The sequence below is a fragment of the Ketobacter sp. GenoA1 genome, from assembly GCF_003671475.1.
Taxonomy (GTDB): Bacteria; Pseudomonadota; Gammaproteobacteria; order Pseudomonadales; family Ketobacteraceae; genus Ketobacter.
Genome location: NZ_RCHM01000044.1, coordinates 24,612 through 47,461, shown reverse-complemented (window position 1 = coordinate 47,461; position 22,850 = coordinate 24,612). Strand labels below are relative to the sequence as shown.

General features: G+C 56.3%; 18 protein-coding genes. 7 read left to right on the top strand and 11 right to left on the bottom strand.

Translation table 11 applies throughout. The annotated features are described in order from the left end of the window. Window positions 1-49 precede the first annotated feature (49 nt). On the bottom strand, window positions 50-1,105 hold the full coding sequence (locus D9N13_RS19520; RefSeq protein WP_290593470.1) for an alpha/beta fold hydrolase: 1,056 nt from the start codon (window positions 1,103-1,105) through the stop codon (window positions 50-52). Between the two features lie 104 nt (window positions 1,106-1,209). Further along, on the bottom strand, window positions 1,210-2,004 hold the full coding sequence (locus tag D9N13_RS19515; protein WP_290593468.1) for a hypothetical protein: 795 nt from the start codon (window positions 2,002-2,004) through the stop codon (window positions 1,210-1,212). A gap of 180 nt (window positions 2,005-2,184) precedes the next feature. Here D9N13_RS19515 and D9N13_RS19510 point away from each other — a divergent pair, with 180 nt between their 5' ends. Beyond that, the gene (locus D9N13_RS19510; protein ID WP_290593466.1) at window positions 2,185-3,177 is read left to right on the top strand and encodes a helix-turn-helix domain-containing protein; all 993 of its coding nucleotides are present in this window, start codon (window positions 2,185-2,187) and stop codon (window positions 3,175-3,177) included. Window positions 3,178-3,179: 2 nt separating this feature from the next. Here D9N13_RS19510 and holA read toward each other — a convergent pair whose 3' ends face one another. Genes holA through leuS form a run of 3 tightly spaced genes read right to left on the bottom strand, consistent with a single transcriptional unit; the run spans window position 3,180 to window position 7,281 of the window. Further along, entirely contained in the window at window positions 3,180-4,214 is a 1,035-nt protein-coding gene (gene holA, locus D9N13_RS19505; protein WP_290593464.1) for a DNA polymerase III subunit delta, read from the bottom strand. Further along, window positions 4,211-4,717 (bottom strand): LPS assembly lipoprotein LptE, encoded by a 507-nt coding sequence (lptE, locus tag D9N13_RS19500; protein WP_290593462.1) that lies wholly within the window; start codon window positions 4,715-4,717, stop codon window positions 4,211-4,213. The genes holA and lptE overlap by 4 nt, the downstream gene beginning before the upstream one ends. After that, on the bottom strand, window positions 4,714-7,281 hold the full coding sequence (gene leuS, locus D9N13_RS19495) for a leucine--tRNA ligase (protein ID WP_290593460.1): 2,568 nt from the start codon (window positions 7,279-7,281) through the stop codon (window positions 4,714-4,716). The genes lptE and leuS overlap by 4 nt, the downstream gene beginning before the upstream one ends. A gap of 218 nt (window positions 7,282-7,499) precedes the next feature. On the opposite strand from leuS, the gene D9N13_RS19490 reads away from it, so the two are divergent. Both D9N13_RS19490 and D9N13_RS19485 read left to right on the top strand, forming a co-directional pair. Beyond that, entirely contained in the window at window positions 7,500-8,762 is a 1,263-nt protein-coding gene (locus D9N13_RS19490) for a saccharopine dehydrogenase family protein (RefSeq protein ID WP_290593458.1), read from the top strand. 161 nt (window positions 8,763-8,923) lie between these two features. After that, window positions 8,924-9,430, top strand: a complete 507-nt coding sequence (locus D9N13_RS19485; protein WP_290593456.1) for a hypothetical protein — start codon at window positions 8,924-8,926, stop codon at window positions 9,428-9,430. A 51-nt stretch (window positions 9,431-9,481) separates the two neighbouring features. On the opposite strand, the gene D9N13_RS19480 is transcribed toward D9N13_RS19485, so the two are convergent. Genes D9N13_RS19480 through D9N13_RS19470 form a run of 3 tightly spaced genes read right to left on the bottom strand, consistent with a single transcriptional unit; the run spans window position 9,482 to window position 13,002 of the window. Beyond that, complete coding sequence (locus D9N13_RS19480) at window positions 9,482-10,357, bottom strand: SDR family oxidoreductase (protein WP_290593454.1); 876 nt, start codon at window positions 10,355-10,357, stop codon at window positions 9,482-9,484. A gap of 23 nt (window positions 10,358-10,380) precedes the next feature. Then, complete coding sequence (locus D9N13_RS19475) at window positions 10,381-11,745, bottom strand: cytochrome P450 (protein WP_290593452.1); 1,365 nt, start codon at window positions 11,743-11,745, stop codon at window positions 10,381-10,383. 30 nt (window positions 11,746-11,775) lie between these two features. Then, window positions 11,776-13,002: an oxygenase MpaB family protein gene (locus D9N13_RS19470; protein WP_290593451.1), complete on the bottom strand. Its 1,227-nt coding sequence runs from the start codon at window positions 13,000-13,002 to the stop codon at window positions 11,776-11,778. Window positions 13,003-13,090: 88 nt separating this feature from the next. On the opposite strand from D9N13_RS19470, the gene D9N13_RS19465 reads away from it, so the two are divergent. Next, window positions 13,091-13,675 carry a TetR/AcrR family transcriptional regulator gene (locus tag D9N13_RS19465; protein WP_290593450.1) on the top strand — a complete coding sequence of 195 codons (585 nt, stop codon included), beginning with the start codon at window positions 13,091-13,093 and terminating at the stop codon, window positions 13,673-13,675. On the opposite strand, the gene D9N13_RS19460 is transcribed toward D9N13_RS19465, so the two are convergent. Then, complete coding sequence (locus tag D9N13_RS19460; protein ID WP_290593448.1) at window positions 13,663-15,798, bottom strand: molybdopterin-dependent oxidoreductase; 2,136 nt, start codon at window positions 15,796-15,798, stop codon at window positions 13,663-13,665. The two genes, D9N13_RS19465 and D9N13_RS19460, sit on opposite strands and share 13 nt — an antisense overlap. Continuing rightward, entirely contained in the window at window positions 15,795-18,173 is a 2,379-nt protein-coding gene (locus tag D9N13_RS19455; protein ID WP_290593446.1) for a molybdopterin-dependent oxidoreductase, read from the bottom strand. The genes D9N13_RS19460 and D9N13_RS19455 overlap by 4 nt, the downstream gene beginning before the upstream one ends. A 166-nt stretch (window positions 18,174-18,339) precedes the next feature. Here D9N13_RS19455 and D9N13_RS19450 point away from each other — a divergent pair, with 166 nt between their 5' ends. Continuing rightward, the gene (locus tag D9N13_RS19450) at window positions 18,340-19,917 is read left to right on the top strand and encodes a sensor histidine kinase (protein WP_290593444.1); all 1,578 of its coding nucleotides are present in this window, start codon (window positions 18,340-18,342) and stop codon (window positions 19,915-19,917) included. Window positions 19,918-19,923: 6 nt separating this feature from the next. Here the strand turns inward: D9N13_RS19450 and D9N13_RS19445 are convergent, their stop codons facing one another. Continuing rightward, window positions 19,924-20,067 carry a hypothetical protein gene (locus D9N13_RS19445; protein WP_290593442.1) on the bottom strand — a complete coding sequence of 48 codons (144 nt, stop codon included), beginning with the start codon at window positions 20,065-20,067 and terminating at the stop codon, window positions 19,924-19,926. 15 nt (window positions 20,068-20,082) lie between these two features. Here D9N13_RS19445 and D9N13_RS19440 point away from each other — a divergent pair, with 15 nt between their 5' ends. Beyond that, on the top strand, window positions 20,083-22,221 hold the full coding sequence (locus D9N13_RS19440) for a marine proteobacterial sortase target protein (protein WP_290593440.1): 2,139 nt from the start codon (window positions 20,083-20,085) through the stop codon (window positions 22,219-22,221). Continuing rightward, window positions 22,205-22,792: a class GN sortase gene (locus D9N13_RS19435; RefSeq protein ID WP_290593438.1), complete on the top strand. Its 588-nt coding sequence runs from the start codon at window positions 22,205-22,207 to the stop codon at window positions 22,790-22,792. The genes D9N13_RS19440 and D9N13_RS19435 overlap by 17 nt, the downstream gene beginning before the upstream one ends. The last annotated feature ends 58 nt before the right edge of the window (window positions 22,793-22,850 follow it).

Here is a 22,850-nt window from a genome sequence, read left to right as displayed (position 1 = left end):
GTTTTCACTTTTGTATAACATGGCGTTCGAGTTGGCGTCTATGCAGGATCTATTGTAATTTGCGAATAAAAGTATCTATTCGTAAATTAAGATCTTCTGCTTCATGGTGTAGCCAGTGAGTGCCTTGCGGATAAGTAACCAGCTCCAGATCCGGTACCAGGTCTCCAATGCCTGTTAGGGTATCCTGATTGAAGTAGGGGTCTGCCAGGCCCCACAAAAACAGGGTTGGGCGTTTGATGGTGTAGATCTTTTTCTGGAACGCCGTAAGCTCAGCAGGGTAATCCTGTTCATTGGCAGGAAACGGCATGGCGCGATAGTAATGTTTCATGGTTTTCCAGCGTTGCGTGGGCACCCAGTTTTCCAGCATCAGGCGCAGTATCCGCTTGCCGGAATAGAATCCGCTATCGAATATTGAAAAGTCACTGAAAATGATTTTGGAAAAATTCAACTGGTCCGCTAGTGAGGTTCCCTGCGCATAGCCAATGTAGCGGCTACGCTCTGCCTGGTCGCTGTCAGGATTCAACAGTGCGCGGCCAAACAGGTAGGGGTGGGGAACACTGATCACCACCAAGCCGTCAACGGCATCTGGATGCAGCATTCCCATAATCCAGGCGATGGCGCCACCGAAGTCATGGCCGACAATGGTTGCTTTGTCATAACCCAGGCAGCGAATGATTGCACGAATTTCCCAGGCAATTTCTATGAAATCATATTCCTCCACCAGGTCAGGGCTGGAGGAATAATGATGTCCTTTCAGGTCTATGGCCACAGCATGGTGGGTGTCACCGAAGTATTCCAGTTGCTGCTCCCAGGCGTAGGCAAATTCGGGGAAACCATGTAAAAAAAGGATCAGGCCTGCGGGGGTTTCGGGTCGCTTTTCAATGGTGAAGTAACGCCACTGGTTGCCGTCAATGTCTTCCACGGTCAGTATCTTTTCGTCAAATGTCTGGTTCCACTCACCAACAAGGCCGCTTTCGAGCCGGGCCTGGTCACGTTCAGGTGCTGTATATTCATTTTGTTGGCAACTGCCCGCCATACTGGAGGTGGTGACCAGTGTCGCCAGCACCAGCAGCGTGAGGCGCATGAATAGGTGTGAATGGTGCATGTGAATTCCCTCTGTTAATCCAAGTGGATAGTGTTTCAGAATGGGGAAATCAGCCTGTTTTGGGTATCACCCGGATGGGGGAAGTCCTAGAGATGGGAGAAGTCCTAGAACAGCACGATATCGTCGGGTTGGGCCGGGGCTCGGTAGTCGACACTGCCCCGCAGGTGATGCAGCAGATTTTCAACGATTGCAAACAGGTCCAGGTTGGAACGGGTATGGCTGTCCAGAGTCTGCGACATGGCCTCGACGATCGGTGTGATGGCATCGTAGATATCGTCTTCCTGATCAGCCTCCAGGCCCAGCATGGGCAGCAGGGTTGCCATGTCCGTGAGCATCTTATTGACGATCAGATCCCGTTTGCTGCCCAGAGACTGCCTGTCCAGGAGCAGGGCTTGCTGGAAATCATTTAATTGATGTTTGATCAGGGTTTCGGTCTGCAGCAGTGCCTCATGCTTGTTTAACCAGATTTCCGCACTGTCGAGAAACAGTGCCATATCATCCTGAATGGAGTCATCCTGGATGGGGCTGTGTTGTTCCGGTGCAGGGCCCTGGTGGTGAATGACCAGCTTGAAGTCTCGATATCGGAAGGCAAACAGATGATCGTGGGCCGCAATTTTATCATCGCCACAGAGCAGTGCCGTCAAGGTTCTGATCTGGTTGCGCGGTAGTCCGGCGGCGATTTTACGTACACCTCGAAAATGGGGCCCTTGAAGAAAGACAAAACCGGAAGCCCCCAGACTGCAACACAGTTGCTGGATGATGTTGAGCAGATCATCGTGGCATTGTGCATTAATCAGTTCCCGCGTTGCCTTGTTCACCGCACCAAGCTGATGTTGGCGGCGCAGGGCATTGGCCAGATCACGGGGTGCTGGTTCCTTCACAATCGATTTGGCAGACACAATAGCTCCTTGAGGTGGTGCCTGGCTTTCAGTATGTCATTCCCTGCTTGTTGAACTATCCAGAAAACGAAATCTTGGCAGGATTTTTTATCGCCTGCCATTCAGGGCGAATAAAGTGTGTTATAAATAACCTTAGGTTTGCAATGGATAAGAGTTGGAACGTCTCAATTACGTTGGTGCATGGATTCAGACCGCCTACAATCATTCGATCTCAAGGACATCTGCATCACGGAATTTGATGACATTTACGGGAAGTACGATTCCTGTAATACCCCCTTGTCTGACTCCCCGAAAATCGCTACCTCCGGTTTGGTTTCATGCAACTTTGAACTGTTCTGGCGTTCCAGTAGTCTGGATACGTTGCAGGAATGCAGATTGCCGGAGAGTGCGATCGCTTGCCACCTGCCGCACCCGGATATTCCGGCCCTGCGCCACTTTACCTGGCATCCGGAAGGCGACAAGCACTCCATGATCTCGTTGCCTTCATCCGAGTTAACCTGGCATATGGTGCGCACGCCGGCCATGGCGATGGTGGTGACGGTGGAGCAGCTCTGTACATTGTTCAGTGACTCTGAACTGGATTGGTTCTTCGGCAACGCAGACAAAATAAAGCGCAGGGACCTGGATGGTGCCGCGTTGTTTTCGGTCGCCGCCGCCATCCATAGGATGCTGTTAGCTGGCCTGCGGGAGACGGCTACGGTTGACGTTGTTCAGTTTAATTACTGCATGGGACAGGTTGTGCTGGATTGGATGGAAGTACTCATGTGTGCTGATAGCGGTAAAACCAAAAGCAGCAATCGGGAGCGGATTCTGACCCGGAGCCTGGATTACATCCGCCACCATTATCGTTTCGACATCAAGATCCGTGATCTGGTGGACTACACCCACTCCACCAGCCGCAATCTTCAGTTGGTATTCAAGAATCAGTTTGGACTCACACCCTTACAGTTTTTACGCTGCTACCGCCTGATCAAATTTCACAAAGCTCTGCGTCAGGTTGGTTCGGTCACCGAAGCGGCCGTGGCCAGTGGTTTACGCCATATGGGCCGATTACCTGACCATTACCGGGCGATGTTTGGTGAGAATCCCACAGACTACCTGAGCCGAATGCGCGGCAGGGATTGGCATAAACGTGCGGAGTGTCACTGCGGCCATTGCCGAACAGGCCAGTAATCTCAGGCGATGGACAGTTGCGTGGGGCGCACTTTACCGGACAGCCAAAGAATGATGGTACTGAATCCATCCCAGGGGTTGCCTTCGCCAATGCCTTTGATGGCCTGGTCGATACGCGCGGCTTCCAGCAGGCAGTGTCGAAAGCTGGTGGGGGAGAGTCGTTGTAATGCGGATTGAAAGATAGGCTTGCGGCTGTCCCATATCCGGTATTCCTGCATAACCCGGGCTGCTGCCATACCATTGTTGAGCAATTGGGCCATCCCTGCCAGAGCCCGGATTTCTTTACTGAAGGCCCACAGCAACACCGTTGGCTCCGTGCCTCCGGCCTGCAGTTGGTAAAGCATTTTCATGGCGTGGGCATCATTGCCCTTTAATGCCTCATCCACCAAATCGTAAAGATTGTAGCGGGCATGGTCGGCGACGGATTCTTCTATGTCCTGCACATCCAGCGGGCCCTTGCCCCGCAGCAATACCAGTTTTTCCACCTCCTGGGATGCTGCCAGCAGATTGCCTTCCACTCTTTCTGCCAGCAGTTGAACCGCTTCACGGGTCGGCTCCAGGCCCACTTGACGCATCCGTTGATGAATCCACTGTGGTAGCTGGTTGATGTCGATGGGCCACACCTGAATCAATGCTCCGCATTGTTCAATCTTCTGAAACCATTTGGTGGATTGGGTTTTTTTATCCACCTTGGGGATGATCAACAGCAACACGTTGTCGGGGTTTGGATTCTCGCAGTACTTTTGTAGCGTTTTTTTCGCACCATCATCGAACTTCGGTTTGGGGTGGCGCACCTCCAGTATTTTGCGATCACCAAACAACGACATGCTGTTGCCGGCCTCTAGCAGGTTGGACCAATCAAAGCCAGGCTCAATGGGTAACAGATCCCGTTCGGTAAAGCCCTGTTGGCGACAGGATCGGCGAATGTGGTCGGCCGCTTCCTGCATCAGCAGGGTTTCGTCACCACTGAGAATATAGACGGGAAGTATCTGTCCTTTGGCAAAGTGCTCTTTCAGTTGGTTCGTGCGCAGCTTCATAGGTCTATATCTTGTGAGGAGCGGCGAATGGACAATAAAATGCGTTGTACCAGATCCTGATCCATTTCCCGCTTCAGCATGTTCTCTTCCTCGGCTTTGCCCACTGCAGCGGTCTCCCGGTACAGGTAAGAGCGCCGTGCCTTGAAGGTGGTTTCCGGAATCAGCACTTTCTCATCACGCTTGAACTGAAAACGGATTTCTTTCAGTAGCTCGTATTCAGCACTCTTGCCGCGGCTGGAGTAGGAGGCAGTGCGCTTGTCTTCCTCGGACTGGAGGATCTCCACCACGTTCAGGGAGGTGGCGGTTACATTGGTGCCGGTATCCGTCAGTGCCTGTTCCAGATCTTTACGCAGCCTGCCATCGCCGCTCAGGTCTACCACCCGTACGCTGCTGTAGGACTGAGCGATGGAGGCGCTGGAGCCGCGCAGCTGAAAGCCACAGCCTGCGCTCATCAGTGACAGCGCCGCGATCAGGATGGGCAGAATGGGTGTGCGCAGCATCATTTGGCCACAACACTTACCAGTTTACCCGGCACCACGATGACTTTGGCAATGTGCTTGCCGGCCGTGAATTTCTGCACATTCTCGTTGGCCAGGGCTTTGGCTTCGATGCTGTCCTTGGCTTCATCCACACCCACCTCGATCTTGGCGCGCACTTTACCGTTGACCTGCACCACCATTTCAATGGCATCACGCACCAAAGCGCTTTCATCCACTACGGGCCAGGTCGCATCAATTACGGGTTCTTCATGCCCCAGTTTTTGCCACAGGGTATGGCACACATGGGGGGTAATGGGTGCCAGCATCAATACACAGGCCTCGACCGCTTCCTGCATCACGGCGCGGCTTTGGTTGCCGTCGTCATCGAGCTTGGCCATGTGGTTGGACAGCTCCATTACGGCCGCGATTGCCGTGTTGAACGTGAGGCGACGATCATAGTCGTCTTTCACCTTGGCGATGGTCTCGTGCAGTTTGCGGCGCAGGTCTTTTTGCTGGTCGTTAAGGGCCGACACATCCAGTGCCGGTGCTGTGCCTTTTTGCAGATGGCCAATTACCATACGCCAGATCTTGCGCAGGAACTTGTTGCCGCCTTCCACGCCGCTATCGGACCATTCCAGGGATTGTTCCGGCGGTGCCGCGAACATCATGAACAGGCGCACCGTGTCGGCGCCGTGCTGATCGATGATGACCTGGGGATCGATGCCATTGTTCTTGGATTTCGACATCTTGCTCATGCCGTCGTGCAACACAGGCTGGCCATCGCTTTTCAGAACAAAGCCGCCGTTAGCGTCGGTGTCGACCTCCGTTGGAGAGAACCAGACCTTGCCGCCCTTTTCATCTTCGCGGTAGAAACAGTCGGCCAACACCATGCCCTGGCACAGCAGGCGCTCATAGGGTTCATCGCATTCCACCAGGCCGAAGTCACGCATCAGTTTGTGGAAGAAGCGGGAATACAGCAGGTGCAGGATGGCGTGTTCGATGCCGCCGATGTACTGATTTACCGGCAGCCAGTAGTTGGCCTTTTCCGGATCCAGCATTTGGGTGTCGTCGTTGGGGCTGCAATAGCGGGCGTAATACCAGGAGGACTCCATAAAGGTGTCGAAGGTATCGGTTTCGCGCTCGGCGGCCTCACCGTTGTAAGTGGTTTTGCGCCACTCCGGATCGGACTTGATGGGGGACTGTACGCCATCCATCACCACCTCTTCGGGTAATTTCACCGGCAGTTGCTCGGGTGGGGCGGGTACGGCGCTGCCGTCTGCCAGGTTGATCATGGGGATGGGGGTGCCCCAGTAGCGTTGCCGGGAAACACCCCAGTCCCGCAGGCGGTAATTCACTTTCACGTGACCTTTACCGGCTTTCTGTAGATGTTCGGCGATGGCGTTGAACGCGTCTTCTGAACTTAAGCCATCGAACTCCCCTGAGTTGATCAGGGTGCCTTTTTCGGTGAAGGCGGCAGTGGTCAGGTCGATCTCTTCACCGTTGCGGGCAGTAATCACCTGCTGAATGGGAAGGTCATATTGTTGGGCAAATTCAAAGTCGCGCTGATCGTGGGCGGGCACCGCCATGACGGCACCTGAGCCGTAGTCCATCAGTACGAAGTTGGCGACCCACACAGGCACCTGCTTGCCACTGATGGGGTGTTTAGCCATCAAACCGGTGAAGATGCCTTTCTTCTCCATGGTGGCCATGTCGGCTTCCGCCACCTTGTTATGGCTGCAGTCTTCAATGAAAGCGGCGATGGCGGTGTTCTCTGCTGCCGCCTGTTTGGCCAGGGGGTGTTGGGCGGCCACCGCCACATAGCTCACACCCATCAGGGTGTCGGGGCGGGTAGTGTAGACTTCCAGCGGCTCACCGCCTTCGATCTCGAACTGCAACTCAACCCCTTCCGAGCGGCCGATCCAGTTGCGCTGCATGGTCTTGACCTGTTCCGGCCAGTGTTCCAACTTGTCCAGATCCGCCAGCAGCTCTTCGGCGTAGTCAGTGATCTTCACGAACCACTGGGGGATTTCCTTGCGCTCCACCAGGGCGCCGGAACGCCAGCCACGGCCGTCGATGACCTGTTCGTTGGCCAGCACAGTCTGATCCACCGGATCCCAGTTCACGGTGGCCATTTTCTTGTACACCAGGCCCTTCTCATAGAGCTTGGTGAAGAACCACTGTTCCCAGCGGTAGTATTCCGGGCGGCAGGTGGCCAGCTCCCGGTTCCAATCGTAACCGAACCCCAGGCGCTTAAGCTGGCCCTTCATATAGTCTACGTTTTCGTAGGTCCATTTGGCGGGAGCTACCTTGTTCTTGATGGCGGCATTTTCCGCCGGCAGACCGAAGGCATCCCAGCCCATGGGTTGCATGACGTTTTTGCCCAGCATGCGTTGGAAACGGCTGATCACGTCGCCGATGGTGTAATTGCGCACATGGCCCATGTGCAGGCGGCCGCTGGGATAGGGGAACATGGACAGGCAGTAGTAAGGTTCCTTGCCTTCCTGTTCGGTGACTTCAAAGCTCTTGTTCTGCTCCCAGTATTGCTGGGCTTCGGTTTCTATCTGCTGGGGATGGTACTGTTCTTCCATCGACTGAAAACTCTCGGAATGCCAATAAATTCAAAGCGCAAAGGATACCGCACCCGGCAGGCGACAGATAGGGGCTGCATGGGGTTACGATCAGATTCTGCGAGGGGAACGGGGCAGAATACACCAAATAGAGTAAGGCGAATACGTCCAGGCGCCGGTTACCGGCGGGGGGACAGTCCTCTAGAGTGCATGGCACTGTCTAGCTGGGGGGACAACCGATGCGAGAGCGTGAATTTGATGTCATTCTGTGGGGCGCCACCGGCCATACCGGGCGTCCGGCAGCGCGGTATTTACATCGCCAGTACGGGGGCAACGGGCGGGGCGAGAGTGGGCGTCCGCTGCGCTGGGCCATTGCCGGGAGAGATGCCGCCAAATTACAGGCTTTAAAAGCGGAAATCGGTGATCCGTTGCTTGCGGTGTTTGTGGTGCCGGGGGCGGACAGAGCCGCGGCGGACCATATTGCTGCCCGCGCCAGGGTGATAGTCTCGACGGTGGCACCGGGTGCCCGCTACGCCACCGAGATGGTGGAGGCCTGTGTCGCCCACGGCACGCACATGGCGGATCTGTGCGGAGAATTGCATTGGTTGCGCCGGATGATGGACACCCATGACGCCCAGGCCCGGGCTAACCGGGTCAAGATTGTGAATTGCTGCGGGCTGGATTCCATTCCTTCGGAGTATCTGGTGCATCACATGCAGCAGGTGGCCCGTGAAACGTTTGGGGAATACTGTAGCCACATTCTTAACTGCTTCAGTTACGGGCGTATTGCAGTCAGTGGCGGCAGCTTTGCCAGTGGCAAAGGGGTGATGGAAGCGGTGGCCACGGACCCGCTCATGTCGGAAATGATCGCCAACCCCTATAGCCTGAATCCGCCGCACCAGCTGGCTGGGCCTCAGTGCCCGGATCTGGACCGGCTGCGGTTTGATGCGGATTTCGGCCAGTGGATCATGCCGTTTCCACTGGGCCAGATCAATGCGCGGGTGGTGCGACGCAGCCATGCGCTGCTGGGGCGACCCTGGGGGGAGGACTTCACCTATATGGAAGCCAAACTGGCCGGGAATGGCGTGCTAAATCGGCTGAAAGCACAACTGGAAACCCGCCTGACACGGTGGTTTGTGGAAGCAAACCCCACCACCCTAGGGGGGCGTATGCTGCATGCCCTGGGCCCTAAAGAGGGCTCGGGGCCGTCAGATCGGCAGATGGCGAAGAATGGGCCCTGTGGTTTCAGGGCGGTGGGGATTACACCGTCCGGCCGAAAACTGAAGGGCTGGATGCACACCGAATGGGATCCAGGCCACGGCGGTACCGCCGCCATGTTGGTGGACGCTGCCTATTGTCTGGCCAGATTAGAGCCGCAGCTGGAAGCGGAAACCGGGCAAACCGGAGGGTATCTGACCCCCTATCTGGCCATGGGGGAAGTATTGCGCCAACAGCTGGCACAGCACGCCGGCATTCATTGGGGAGCAGAGGTTGCCGGCTAAGGTGATCGGCCACAGCTGCCGGTGACGGGTGGATTGATTCAGGAATTAATGCACAAAAACAGGGCTGGACATCGCTCCCGTTCTGCTTGATGTTATATCGGCATCCACTGCTTGGTGGTATGCGTCTGAATAATAGATGATCTGCACTCGCAGGAGGCAACATGGAAGTGTTACGACTGACAACCATCTTTCTAAGGCCATCCATCCCGCTGATGGACGGCAATCTACAGGTCGCTCTTTATGAAGGTGAGCGCCCGCAGCCAGGGCAAGGTGATTCACCTCTGTACCAAAGCCCTGGCCCCATGCCTTTTAATCCCGGTGGACAGCGGTTTGATATACCGCTGCCTGAAGCGCCCCTGGACCAGCTTTGGTTTATGGTGTGGGGCCAGGTGAGGCCCGCCAATCCTCCAGTGTGCGTCTTCAATGGCAAGCCGTCCCAGGGCACGGCGGCGATATTGCCAGCCAATGTGCAGGATGCGCCTTCCCTGATCAGCCTGGCCAGTATCACTATGGGGAATGGTATCTCCGGGCGCCTGGAGGTGGTCAACAACAGTCAACCGTTGCATGGGGAGGATGGCTATCCACCGAATGAGGTGGGTTTCTGGGCAATGGATCTGGTGGACTTGGCCGCAGCGCCTGCGGCACCTTCCGGATTGTCCGCGTGCTAGAGTCATAAGCGGGCAGTTCTGTTCTGCCCGCTGTAGCGCTTTGCTACCTTGCTATGGCGTGTTGGGGCGGTAAAACAAGCGCCCCACGGTGTTCAACGCCCAGGGTGTCAAGCTGACTTTGATGGTGCGGTTAAACAAGCGGTCGGGCAACAGGCGTCGTGCCAGTAGAAAGGCTTTGGCATCGCTACCGGTGGCATAGCGCAATTGGGTGCTGCCTTCGGTTGCAGCCCGCCAGATGGTTTTGGCGGCCGCTTTGCTGTCGCCGCCGGCGGGCCCGATCGCATCCATCACCGCAAACACTTTTTGAGTGTAACGCTCATACGCCTTAACGCCGGTACGGTTTTGCCGCTCGCTGGAACGACCAAAAAAATGCGTGTTGGTGGCACCGGGTTCAATCAGCTTCACGTTGATATTAAAATTTTCCAATTCGTATATCAGCGTTTCGGTAAAACCTTCCACGGCAAATTTACTAGCATTGTAGACGCTGTACAGTGGCAGCGGGAACCGTCCTACCATACTGGCCACATTAATCAGGGTGCCGTGGTTGCGGCTGCGAAAGTGTGGCAACACAGCGCGACACACTTCCATCAGCCCGAATACATTGGTATCGAACTGCCGCAGAATCTGCTCGCGATCCAGCGTTTCGAAGGCGCCCATCAGTGCGTAACCTGCGTTATTGACCACCACATCGATATAGCCGAATTCATCCAGGGTGGATTGCACCGCCTGCTGAATTGAGTTGACATCGGTCACGTCCAGGGGCGGGCAGATTACATTCTGCAATTGATTGAGCTCGGTTTCGGCACCGGGATTGCGCATGGTGGCGGCCACATTCCAGCCCTTGCTCTGGAACAGTTTTGCCGTCTCCCGGCCAATGCCGGATGAACAACCGGTAATGAAAACAGTGTTGTGGGGTTTTGGATTCATGCTGGTTCCTTACTGCTGATGCATTAATTCTGCAAGCGGATGAGCTTGACTGGTAAGCCGTCTGCCGGGTTGGGTAGCGTGGTGAAGTTAATCGGCATGTGGTAGTGCCGGGGCACTTGCCAGCGATAGTTCAATAATACTTGATGCATAATGGTTTTGATCTGCAGCTCCGCGAAATGCAGGCCAATGCATTTATGGGCGCCGCCGCCAAACGGAACGTATTGATAGGGGTGTTGTTGCGCTTTGTCCACTGTGTTGCCAAAGCGCTCGGGATCAAATTGCTGTGCATTGGGCCAATACTTTTCCATATGGTGAGTGACAAAGGGGCTGACAATGACAAAGGTGTCTTCCGGTATGGTGACGTCGTTGAATTGCACCGGTTTCACCGTGCGCCGCGGAATACCGTGCACCGGCGGCATCAGACGCAGCGCCTCTTTCATCACTTTTTCAATGCCGGTGAGGCGATCCAGATCTGCATAGTCCGCAGCCGGTTTGTTCAGCGCCAGGGATTCCTCGCGCAGCGTCTGCTGCCAGTGGGGATGTTTGGCCAGATAATAGAACATGGCACAGAGGGTGAGGGTGGAGGTGTCGTGGGCTGCCATCATTAAAAAGATCATATGGTTGACCACGTCAGCGTCGCTGAAACGCCGGCCGTTTTCATCCTGCGCCAGACACAATTGGCTGAACAGATCCGACCCCGGGTTGCGGCGTCGCTCCGCCACCCGGGATGCGAAGAACTGTTCGAGTTTGTTACGGGCTTTCAAGCCCTTGTGCCAGCGGCCACCCGGCACCGGATAGCGAATCAGGGCGGTTCCCGCCAGCACACAATCCACAAAAGCCTGATTGATGGCATCGGCTTCCGGGCCCAGCCGTTCACCCATGAAAACTTCGGTGGCGATGTTCAATGTCATTTGTTTGAGGTGGGGCAGCACGGCAAAGTTTTTTCGGCTGCGGCTGTCACACCAGGTGTTAAGGCTCCCTTGGATGACGGGATTCATACGCCCCACATACTGCATCAGTGCCTGTTTTTTGAAAGCGGCCTGCATGATGCCGCGGTGAAACCGGTGTTCATCGAAATCCAGTAGCATGATGCCGCGTTTAAAAAACTGACCAATGAAGAAATCCCAGCCACGGGCATTGGAAAAGGCTTTTTCCCGATCCAGCAGCACCCGTTTGTTGGCGTCGGGGCCCACCATTACCACGGCGGTCATACCAAAAATGGATAGCCAGAAGACCGGGCCATGCTTGCTTTCAAAGCGTAACGCGGTTTCCACCGGTCGATACAGAAAATCCAGGCTGTGGCCCACTAAGGGCAGCCCCTTCTCGCCGGGCAGGGTGTTTTTCAGGCGTTGGCCGGCGCGCTGGTCTGCAATAAGGTCGAGTATCATTTTTATGCTCCGTCTACGGCTCGTCCCGGATTAAAGGTGTGCGGGGTGGTCTGAATCGGGGTTGATAATGGTGTGATCCTGTTCCCCAAACATGGAGGCCAGCATGGCCAATTGCGCCTTGCGCCCATTGCGTTGTTGGCGTTGACGCAGGCCCGGCACAAAATGTCGGGCACTGTAACCCAGTGCCCGGGGTACATTGGACACCAGGGGATACCAGGGCAGCCCCAGTTCCTCGAAGCCCAGTTCCTGCATTTTGCTTTGGCCGAGGAAATAGTGGCTCATACCCAGGTGCTGATGGTAGGACAACCTGCGGCGCAGGGATTGCAGGTTTGGAAAACGGCGTGCCAAGGGCTCCCGTGCCAGTGCGAGGGCCAGTTCGCGGCTGGTGGCGTCGGGTTTGCTTTGGGTCATGTAGGTGTGGTTGAGCAATACAAAGCCGTCGCTTTCGGATTGCACCAGCCATTTTTCTTCCACGCCCATCAGCCAACACGCGTAGGACCACAGATGAATAACCGCCTTGGATTCACGCGGTAATACCGGCATCCCCAGTTTACGCAGACCCACCAGCATCACCACGCTGAAGCCCAGGTAAGTGGCCACCATATCAATCTGGCTCAAGGGTAAACCCCAACGGCCGTGATCCCAGTCCGGGCGCCGATCCAGGCCACGGCGCACCAGGGCATGTACCAATCGCACCTGCAGCGTGGTGCGGTAACCGGGGCCAACAGGTTGCAGCCCGCCGGGCTCAGTACAGTCGATCCACCATTTTCCGGTCTCTGCTATGCGTTGGGCGGTGCCCTTATTAAGCGCGCCGGTCATCACCAGGGATTGATTGAAGCCCGACAACAGGTAGCCACCCATCAGGGCCAGGTCACGCAGTACATAGCCGGCGGCAATGCCCAGGCCATGGGTAAAGCGCACGCCCTCTTCCACAAGGTCGAAATCGATCCAGGAGGGCGGCTGCTGCAGGGTGGCAAAAAAGCCCTCAATGGCTGCTGGTGCCTGGTGCAGATTTCCCTGCCGGATCGCCTGTTGCACTTGATGCTTGCGCTGACGGGTGTCCGCCTCGAACATCCAGGCCACCAGGTCGTCCATGGGTTTGTCGCCATCCCACAGGGCCTGGGTCACCGCCTGATATTCGCTTCGGGAAGGGGACAGTTCACGTCCCAGAATGGCTTTCAGCCAGGCGGGGGTGGGCTTTTGCGCTTTTTCAAAGGGGCGCGCACGGGTGGGTATTGGGGTTTCCGCTTGATTCATGATGGCCTCTCATCCAGCGTCTTGATGTTCCAGCAGAATAATGCGAATATTTATTCGCATTCAATTCGCGTTTACAGGGTAGATTGCTGTGCGGAAAAAGCCGAAACAGAAACGCTCCCGCCAGATGGTGGATGCCTTGATCGAGGCGACTGCCACGGCAATAGTGGAGCGGGGATTGGAAGGTATTACCACCCATCATATTGCGGAAACCGCTGGTGTCAGCGTGGGTTCCCTGTACCAGTACTTTGATGACAAAGAGGCGCTGGTGGAGGCCCTGGTGGACAAGCTCGCCAACGAGATTGCCCAGGCGTTGCTGCGCCTGCCCATGAGCCAGGATGGCGATTTACGCAGTAACGTGGCGCTGATTATCCAGTTCGGGTTTGGCTTGTTGAATTCACGGGATGGCTTGTATCTGGAACTGGTACGCAACTGGCACAGCCTGCCCACGGACCGGGTTATGGATATCTTGCAGCAGAGTTTTATGGACCTGTCGCGGGTGTACTTTCTCAAGCACTATCAGAATAATCCGATTCAGGATCTGCATGTTCGCATCTTTATTATTTCCAACAGTGTCATGTTTACCATGGTGCGATTCATCGGCCAGCCGCAGATGATGACCCAGGAGGAGATCACCCGCGGATTGACCGATATGGTGGTGGGCTATCTGGAATAGGCTTCCACCTCCACGTTGATGCCGGTCATATGGGCCTGATTGCTGAGTTTTTCAAAGCTACCGGGTCCGGTGGGCAATAGTTGGTTGACGTTGATGCCGGGGTACTGCTGCGCCACGTGCAGCCCCGCAGAGTGTTGATTGCCCCAACCGTGGGTCATGGCCACCGTACCGGGCCGAAGGGTGTCATCAATTTTTACCCGGGCCTGCAAGTGTCCCCATTGATTGAACACGCGGATCGGCTGACCCTCGGTGAGCTGGCGTAGCGCCGCATCTTGCGGCGACATGTGCAGTGGGTTTTCCTGTTGCTGTTCCCGCTTCAGCTCCGTCATGTTGTGATACCAACTGTTCTGCATGTAGTTGGTGCGCAGACTGATCAGCTTTAGTTGATTTGCGGGTTCTGAATTCAGCTCCTGAAACAAGCGATGGGCCTGCGCGATGGCCTCCTTGAATAAGGCCGGGCAACAATCCACCTTTTTGTCTTCGGTTTGCAGCCAATCGGAATAGAACCGGCCAGTGCCGTTGTCCGGCAGGGTTATGGATTGGCCGGGTGCCGCTTTTAACTGGTCAATATCCAGGTCACTGTAGCGCAGCATGCGGTTGAGGCGGCCGAACGGGTTGGGTTGGTGGTCGCCATCAAATAGCGAATGCAGGCCCATGGCCTGTTCCAGTTTGCCCAGTATCCACCATTCCGGCTTGCGTTCTGCCGCAGGTGGCACCACTGCCTCGGTGTATTGCACATAAGGCTGGTACTGCATACCCAGGCCACAGATATTGATGTCCGGACGTTCCAGCATATCGGTACAGGGCAATAGGTAATCTGCGTATTCGGCGCTGGCATTGCGAACCAAATCCAGCACAATAATCAGCTCCAGTTGCCCAAAGGCTTCACGCAACTGTTGTTCTCCGGCCATGGACAGCAGTGGATTACCGGCAATGATGAACAGGGCCCGGATGGGGTTACTGTCCCGCAGAATCATGTCCGCTAACAGGTTGCCTGGGAGGGCGCCGCGAATGGTGCGCAGTTCACCATGCTCGGATTGGAAAAAGATCGAGTCCGCAGACAGATTGTGCATTGCCCCGGCTTTGGCCGCCGGGTAGAAGCCCAGGCTGTAGAGATTACCTCCGGGTTTATCCAGATTGCCGGTTACAAAACTCAGCATCTGCAATAGCCAATAACACAGGGTGCCCTGGCGCCCCATGTTAACCCCGGTGGACATGTGCACGCAGGCGGATTCGGCGCGCGCGAACTCAATGGCCGTTTGCCGGATCAGGGCCGCATCCAGACCGGTGACATCGGCCACGGATTGCGCACTGTAAGGTGCAATGAAGGCCCGCAATCCAGCGATGTGCTTGCCATGCTCGGCCAGCACTGATTCATCGAACCCAACCTGCTGATCAATTTCATGCAGCAGGGCCGCCATCAGGTATAGATCTGTATCGGGCTTGATCTGCAATACATCGCCGGTGGCCGCGGTGGCGGATTCAATACGACGGGGATTGATAAAGCGGATGGTGGCGCCGTTGCTGCGGGCGTTCTTCAGCTGTGCCATGGGGTTGGCCATGGAGACGAACGACATATGGGAGACTTTGGGGTTCTCACCAAAAATCAGGGCATAGCGGGTGCGGGACAGGTCGGGGATCGGATGCAGCGTGCTGGTGCCGAAAACGGCTTCCGCCCCGGCAAACTTATTGCTGCAATCCTGGGTGCCCGAATTGAACAGACGGCGGGTTCCCAGTTGGGTGAAGAGGGAGCCGATCGCCTGACTGCCCAGGGCATTAAAGGCCGTGGGGTTGCCGATATAGCCTGCGATGGCATCATTGCCGTATTGTTGCCGAATGGATTGCAGCTTATGGGCGATGTCGGCAATGGCCTGATCCCAATCCAACTCCACAAAGTGGCCGGCTTCGGCCTTGCTGTTGCTGCGTTTCATGGGAACATTAAGCCGATCCGGATCCTGGTGAATGGCCTGGTAATGGATACCCTTGTGACAGGCAAAACCCCGGCTTACCGGATGCTGGCGATCCGGTGCCAGTTTGATCAACCTGTTGTTCTCATCCAGTTCAGCGATCAGGGCGCAGGAGGGTTCGCATACTCGGCAAAAAGTGTGGTGTGTTTTGGTCATGGTGATACCGTGGCATGGGTTTGCTTGGTGGTTGCGGGCGAAGGGGCACGTTGCACGCGCACAGGAACGCCGTTGATTACCGCCATTCCGGTAAGCCCGTCCACCAGCTTATGGTCGGTGATATCGTTCATGCTGACACCGGCTTTGCGGGAGGCATTGGCCAGGTTGGTGCCCTGTCGATGATGGCCCCAACCGTGGGGCATGCTGACCACGCCGGGCATGATATCGTCGCTTACCCACAGAGGCAGCACCACTTTGCCGGTGGCCGATGCCACGGTAACGGCGGCACCATCCTGTAACCCCAGGCGCTGCGCATCCACTGTGGACATCATCAAGTCACAGCGGTTCTTGCCCTTGATCAGCCGTCTGCTGTTGTGCATCCAGGAATTATTGCAACGCAGATGGCGGCGGCCGATCAACAACAATTCATGCGCGGCACCGGGCACCGGCAGGTTCGCCTGCAGCCGTTGCAAATCCTGCATAAACAGGGGTGGCGCCAGATCAACTTTTTTATCCCGGGTGAATATGCGATGGGTCAGCATGGGTTGCAATGGCCCCAGGTCCACACCATGGGGGTGCTGTTTCAGCTCCCGTAAATCCAGTTTGGGAAACGGTATTGGGCTGTCGTCAGTCAGGTTACCGTAGGCCGATGATTGCAAGGCTTTGTTGAGCGCTGGCAGGCGGTGGGTAACGGCACGGGCAGAGCGCGCGGCTTTGGCTTTCAAGGCATTGGTAAGCGTGTTTTTCCCCAGCCACTGTAGCAGTTGATATACACCCGGTAAGCCCTTGCCATACGGGCCCAGTTTGATCAGCCAGTCCAGCATGCCTTCATCAGTGAGTCGTTCAATAAGCGCCAGCCTGGATTTGGCAGCCAGGGTTTTTATTGGTGAAGTCGATTCCAGTTGCGCGGTCAGGTGCGCCAGTATTTGCCAATCGTGCAGGCTGTTGCCAGAGGGCTGCCATAACGGCGGGGAGTATTTTACCGTATTGCGAATGGCCACACTGTGCAGGCCCAGTTCATAGTGGCCGTGTTCCAGAGGGCCGGTAGGGGGCAGGATGATATCCGCATGTTTAGTGGTTTCATTCAGGTAAATATCGATGCTGACCATGTATTCCAATTGATGCAAAGCCTGCTCCAGCAATGTGCCGTTGGGAACCGACAGCACCGGATTGCCGGCGTGGGTAATCATGGCTTTGATTTGTCCATGGCCCGGGGTCAGGATTTCCTCTGCCATGGTGGCCACCGGCAGTTCACCGGCGAATTCCGGCAGCCCCCTGACCCGAGATCGCCAGCGATCAAAGCTGCCGGTTTCCCCCGCCAATGCCGCCAGCCCCACCAGATCAATGGCCGGCAGGGTAAACATGAGGCCGCCGGCTTTATCCAGGTTGCCGGTGACAATATTCAGGGCGTAAATCAGCCAGGCGTTGATGGAACTGAACTGGGAGGTGCTCACACCCACCCGCCCGTAGGCAATAGCCCGTGGTGCCCTGGCAAATTCCCGCGCCAGCCGCTCAATCGCCTCTTGGTCCACACCGGTAATGGCGGCGGCCAATGGAGGGCTGATTTGCCTTGCTGCCTGTTGCAATTGGTCGAGATTTTTCAGATAGCCGCGGGCGACGCCATCACTGTTGAGATGGTCTCGGAAGATAACGTGCAACAGCGCCAATAACAGTACAGCGTCGGTTCCCGGCCGGATAAAGTGGTGTTCGTCGGCGATGGTCGCCGATTCGGTTTTGCGGGGATCCAGTACCACAAAGCGACCACCGCGTTTCTGCAATCGCTGCAGTCTGGTTTTGATATTGGGGGCGGTCATCACGCTGCCATTGGAGGCCAGAGGGTTGGCGCCCAGGCAGAGGAAGTAATCGGTGCGGTCAATATCCGGAATGGGGAAGTTGGCAAAGTGCCCGAACATTTCCTTACAGGCCAGCATGTGCGGCAATTGATCGCAGGAGGTGGCGGAGAAACGGGAGCGGGTGTTCAACGCCCTGATCAATGGCGCCAGCATCAACAACGCGCCATGGTTGTGCGCGGTTGGATTGCCCAGGTACAAACCTACTGCATCTTTGGAGTACTGCTGTTGTATGCGGCGCAGGTTGTTGCCGATTTCGTCGAACGCCTGTTGCCACCCAATTTCCTGCCAGCCGTGTGCAGTCTTTTTCAGTGGTTTGCGCAATCGGTCGGGATCATTTTGCAGATCCTGCAGCGCCACGCCCTTGGGGCAGATATGGCCTTCCGACAGGGGATCCTTCGCATCCCCTTTGATGGACAGTATGTGTCCGTTTCGATGCTCAATGACCAGTCCGCAGCTGGCTTCGCAGAGATTGCAGGTTCGATAATGGGTTTGCGTGCCCGTTTGGCGGGTTGCTATAACCATGGCTGACAGTCCGTTTTTGTTCTTGTCTGGTTGTGACAGCCTCCTAAATGTGCAGTGGCAGTTCAATGCCCAAATATGACAAATTGAGCGCAAACAAATGCCACCTGCAAGAGTGAATAACCTGCACTACTCTTTAATAAAGCATGGTTACAGCAGGGATATGCAGGTGAACGCGCGCTACGGATTGCAAATGCTGATGTTGGTGGACCCCCAAACCCGCTCAGAAATGGCCCTGTCCGAGTTGGAACGCACCCTGGGTTGTCAGTTGGTCATGCTGGAGTCCAGTTCCGCGTTCACCCGTCAGACCAGCACGGCTCCGGTCGCCCTGGTTGAAGTAACCCCGCGCAACCAGGGTGCCCTGCTGAATCAGCTGCTGGGCACCTTCACGGTAAACCCCTATGATCATTTGATTCTCCTGCAGCGGGTTCCGGGAGAGGTGGATCTTGATCCGTTCTGGCAATGTCGGCTGTCGTTGTATGTGCCTGTTTTTCAAGGTTTTGATCCTCTATACACAGCGCTGGATCAATTTTTTTCCAAGCAGCGGGAAATCACCACTTTGCAAAATCAACTGCGCGAAGCCAGTGATATTGCCATGTTGTCCATGTCCGCCAGCAGTCAATTGGGGGAAATCATCCGCTTTTTGGAGAAGAGTTATAACTGCAGTGGCTACTCTGAGCTGGGAGCGTTATTGAATCAGACCCTGGAACGCCTGGGGATTGCCGGCTGCGGGTTGATTGAATCCCAGGATGGTGCTGTGGTTTATTTCGGCGAGCAGGAGCGGCGTGACGCCTGGCAGCGTTTGATGCTGGAAATGCGCAGCAAGGGCCGTTTTGTGGATCTGGAAAATCGTACCATAGCGAATTTCGACACCATCAGCGTCATGGCGCGCAACATGCCCGAGGTGGGTTCCGAGCCCTATGGCCGCATGAAAGACATGCTGTTCACCTTGGTGGAAGGTGCTGAAGCCCGGTTGCGGACATTGGCTCTGGAGCGGGCAGTGACCCTGTCCGAGAAAGCCAAATCCACCTTTTTACGGGTGATGTCCCATGAATTGCGCACACCCATGAATGCCATTCTGGGGTTCAGTCACCGGCTTGCCGCCAAATCCAACGCTGAGCCCTACTCTGAACGGGAGCGCAATGCAGCTTCGATGATTCATGATAACGCCCGGCGGCTCATGGAAATGATCGAGGATCTGGAAGATCTGAGCAGTGTCAATGTGGATACGGAATCCGCCAAACGGCGGGTGCTGATGGAGGATACACTGGTGGCAACCCTGCACCATGTGGAGCAGCAGGCGCAGCGAAAAGGTTTGCGCTTCCGGGCACATTACAGTGAGCCCGGTATGCAGGCGGAACTGGATCCCACGCGGCTGAATCAGGTGGTGAAAAAGCTCTGTGCCAATGCCTTGAAATACACCGCAGAAGGGGAGATTTCCGTCACGGTGGCCACCCGCTACCACCACAGTTGCGGTGAACAACTGGTGTTGCAGGTGTGTGACAGCGGGGTGGGTATCTCACCCCGGAAACTACAGGGTATGTTCCGTCCGGTAAGCCAATTGTACGACGATTACGTGAACCACCATCAGGGTACCGGCCTGGGGGTGGCGGTGGTAAAGGAGTTTGTGGCCGAAATGGGCGGTGAAATCGATGTCCATTCCAACGAGGGCGCCGGTACCTGCTTTAGCATCACTCTGCCGCGCTTCAAGCACGCCGAGCCAGACGACACTGTCGAACTGTTTTGAACGTCACTAAAGCAAACCGGTACTGGCGGCAGCCCTGAACAAGGCCCTCATCCCGTTACGCCATAATTCAGCATAATTGACCTCCAGATTGCCACCTTCGGGTGGCTCCAGCGCCCACATTGAACGTTGCAATGGGAATACCTGTTTCATGCTTGGGGATGCCTTATGCACCGTATTCAATTTCTTGTTTCAATCGTGTTTTGTCTCATCACAGCAGCCAGCGCCAGCGCCTATCAAGGAGTGGACTATCAAGGGGCGAACTATCAAGAGGCGAACTATCAAGAGGCAAATTATGCCGCTTTGGATGAGGTGGGCGCGGGCAGCCTGTTGATGCCATCGGAGCAGGGCTACACGCCGTTTGTGCGCAGTCAGTCAGAGTTTGATGTGCAGGTAAATGGTCTGGTGTCCCGGGTGACACTGCGCCAGAGTTTTATCAACCCTTCCCGGCAATGGGTGGAGGCTGTTTATGTGCTGCCGTTGCCCGAGAACAGCGCTGTCAACGCCATGCGCATTCGCATTGGGGAGCGGGTGATCGAAGGTGAAATCAAGGAAAAGCAGGAAGCCAGGCGCCTATACACCCAGGCCAAAGCCCAGGGTATGCGGGCCGGACTGCTGCAGCAACAGCGACCAGATCTGTTTTCCACCCAGGTGGCGAACATCGGCCCTCACGAAACCATTGAGGTGGAGTTGACCTTTCTGCAGACCCTGCGTTACGACCAGGGTGAGTTCTCCCTGCGGCTACCCATGACGCTGACGCCGCGTTACATTCCCGGCCTGTCCCGTCTGCCGGAATCCCCAGAGCAGGTTCAGGGGTGGGCTTTTCCCACGGCACAGGTGACGGATGCCCCTATGATCACACCGCCGCAAACCCATCATGCCGCGGCGGATCAACTCCAGGCCCGTGTCCGCATTCAAGTGACGCCGGGCTATCAGGTACAACAGTTTCAGGCACCCTATCACGACATCGATGTCACCCGGTTGAGTGAGGTCTATCAGATCCGGACCCGCAGCGAACAGGTGGCCATGGACCGGGATTTTGTACTGCGCTGGAAACCGGTCGCCCAGCAAAGTCCGGTGGCGGCGTATTTTTCTGAACAGGTTTCGGGTCGGGATCATGGCCTGATCATGGTGATACCACCGGCCACCGCAGACGGCATAAGCGTTGCCCCGCGGGAGCTGATTTTGATCATCGACAGTTCCGGCTCCATGGCCGGGCAATCTATGTTGCAGGCGAAACAGGCTTTGCACATGGCGCTCTCCCGTTTGCGGCCCCAGGACCGGTTTAACATTATCGATTTTGATTCCGGATACCGGACTCTGTTTCCTCACTCCACCGCAGCCAGTCCGGCAGCGCTGCGCCGCGCACAGGGGTTCGTGGATGGTCTGGTGGCCAATGGCGGTACTGAAATGGCGTCCCCGCTGCGCTGGGCGCTGACCCAAGCCGATGCAGAACATGTAGATGAGGAACAGCTTGAGGAGGAACAAGCCGATGTCATCGCCCAGATCGTGTTTATTACCGATGGCAGTGTGGGTAATGAAAGTGCCCTGTTTGAATTGATTCACCAGCACATCGCCCATAAGCGTCTTTATACCGTGGCCATTGGTGCTGCACCCAATGGATTTTTTATGCGTAAGGCGGCGGAGTTTGGCCGCGGAACCTACACCTACATCGGCAGCACCGATGAGGTGCAAAGCGCGATGGCGGAATTGTTTGGCAAAATTGAAAAGCCCGCGCTGACTCAAATATCGGTGCAGGTAGAAGGCGGCGCGGCCGAGTGGTATCCACAGCCTGTACCGGACTTGTTTGTGGGGGAGCCATTGTTGATCAAAGCGCGCTTTGATCAACCACCTGCGGCCGTATCCATTGCTGGACGCTTTGCAGGGCAGCAATGGCAGACCCGGTTGCAATTGCGCTCCGACCAGCAGGCCGCCGGTGTGGCCACCCTGTGGGCGCGGGCCAAGGTGGCCAGCCTGCAGGATGACGGTGTGCGCCAGGGAAACGCAGCGATGCACCGTGATGCCATTGTGGCACTGGGACTTGAGCACCGACTGCTGACCCCTTACACCAGTTTTGTGGCTGTCGATAAAACGCCGGTGCGGCCGCAGGACGCGGCCGTGCAGCAGGCGCAGATTGCCAATCGAATGCCCGCCGGATCCCGGCAGCCGGCGCCGGCAGTGGGTTATCCGCGCACGGCCCTGGGCCTGCACTGGCATTTGGTGATTGGATTCTTATTGCTGGGGCTGGCCTTGTTGTTGTGGCAACGGGCGGAATTCGGAGGCCAAGCGCATGCGGAACTGGCGTAAGCAAGCGGCGCTGTTGTTGATGGTATTGGCGGTGTGGTTGTTGGGGGAAAGTGCTTACCTGTTTGCCAAGGCCCGGTTTGCACAATATTTGCTGGACGACGCCTGGCAACGCTCGCTGCGGGACGGCAACGACCATCGACCCTGGCCCTGGGCGGATACCGCGCCCATCGCCCGCCTGGTATTCCCCGCACAGGATAAGAAACTGGTGGTACTGGCCGGGGCCAGCGGACGCAATCTTGCCTTCGGCCCCAGCCATCTCAGTGCCAGTGTGACACCGGGGCAGGTGGGTGTGAGTGTGATCGGCGGACATCGCGACACCCACTTTGCGTTTCTCAGTCAGGTGCAACTGGGGGAGCAAATACTGCTGCAATCCCGCGATGGTCGTCTGCAGTGGTTCGAGATTGTGCAGATCCAGGTAACGGATGTGCGCGACTCCGATATTCGATTGCAGGCTGACGCACCGGTATTGGCGCTGGTGGCGTGCTACCCGTTTACCGCACTGGATAGCGGTGGCCCGTTACGCTACCTGGTCATCGCCCGCCAGGTGGGCCGTGGCCTGTCTGTGAGTTGACATCCGATTGTGGTAGGGTGAGCCGCATACTGAGACTGATATGGGGTAGTCGACGTTC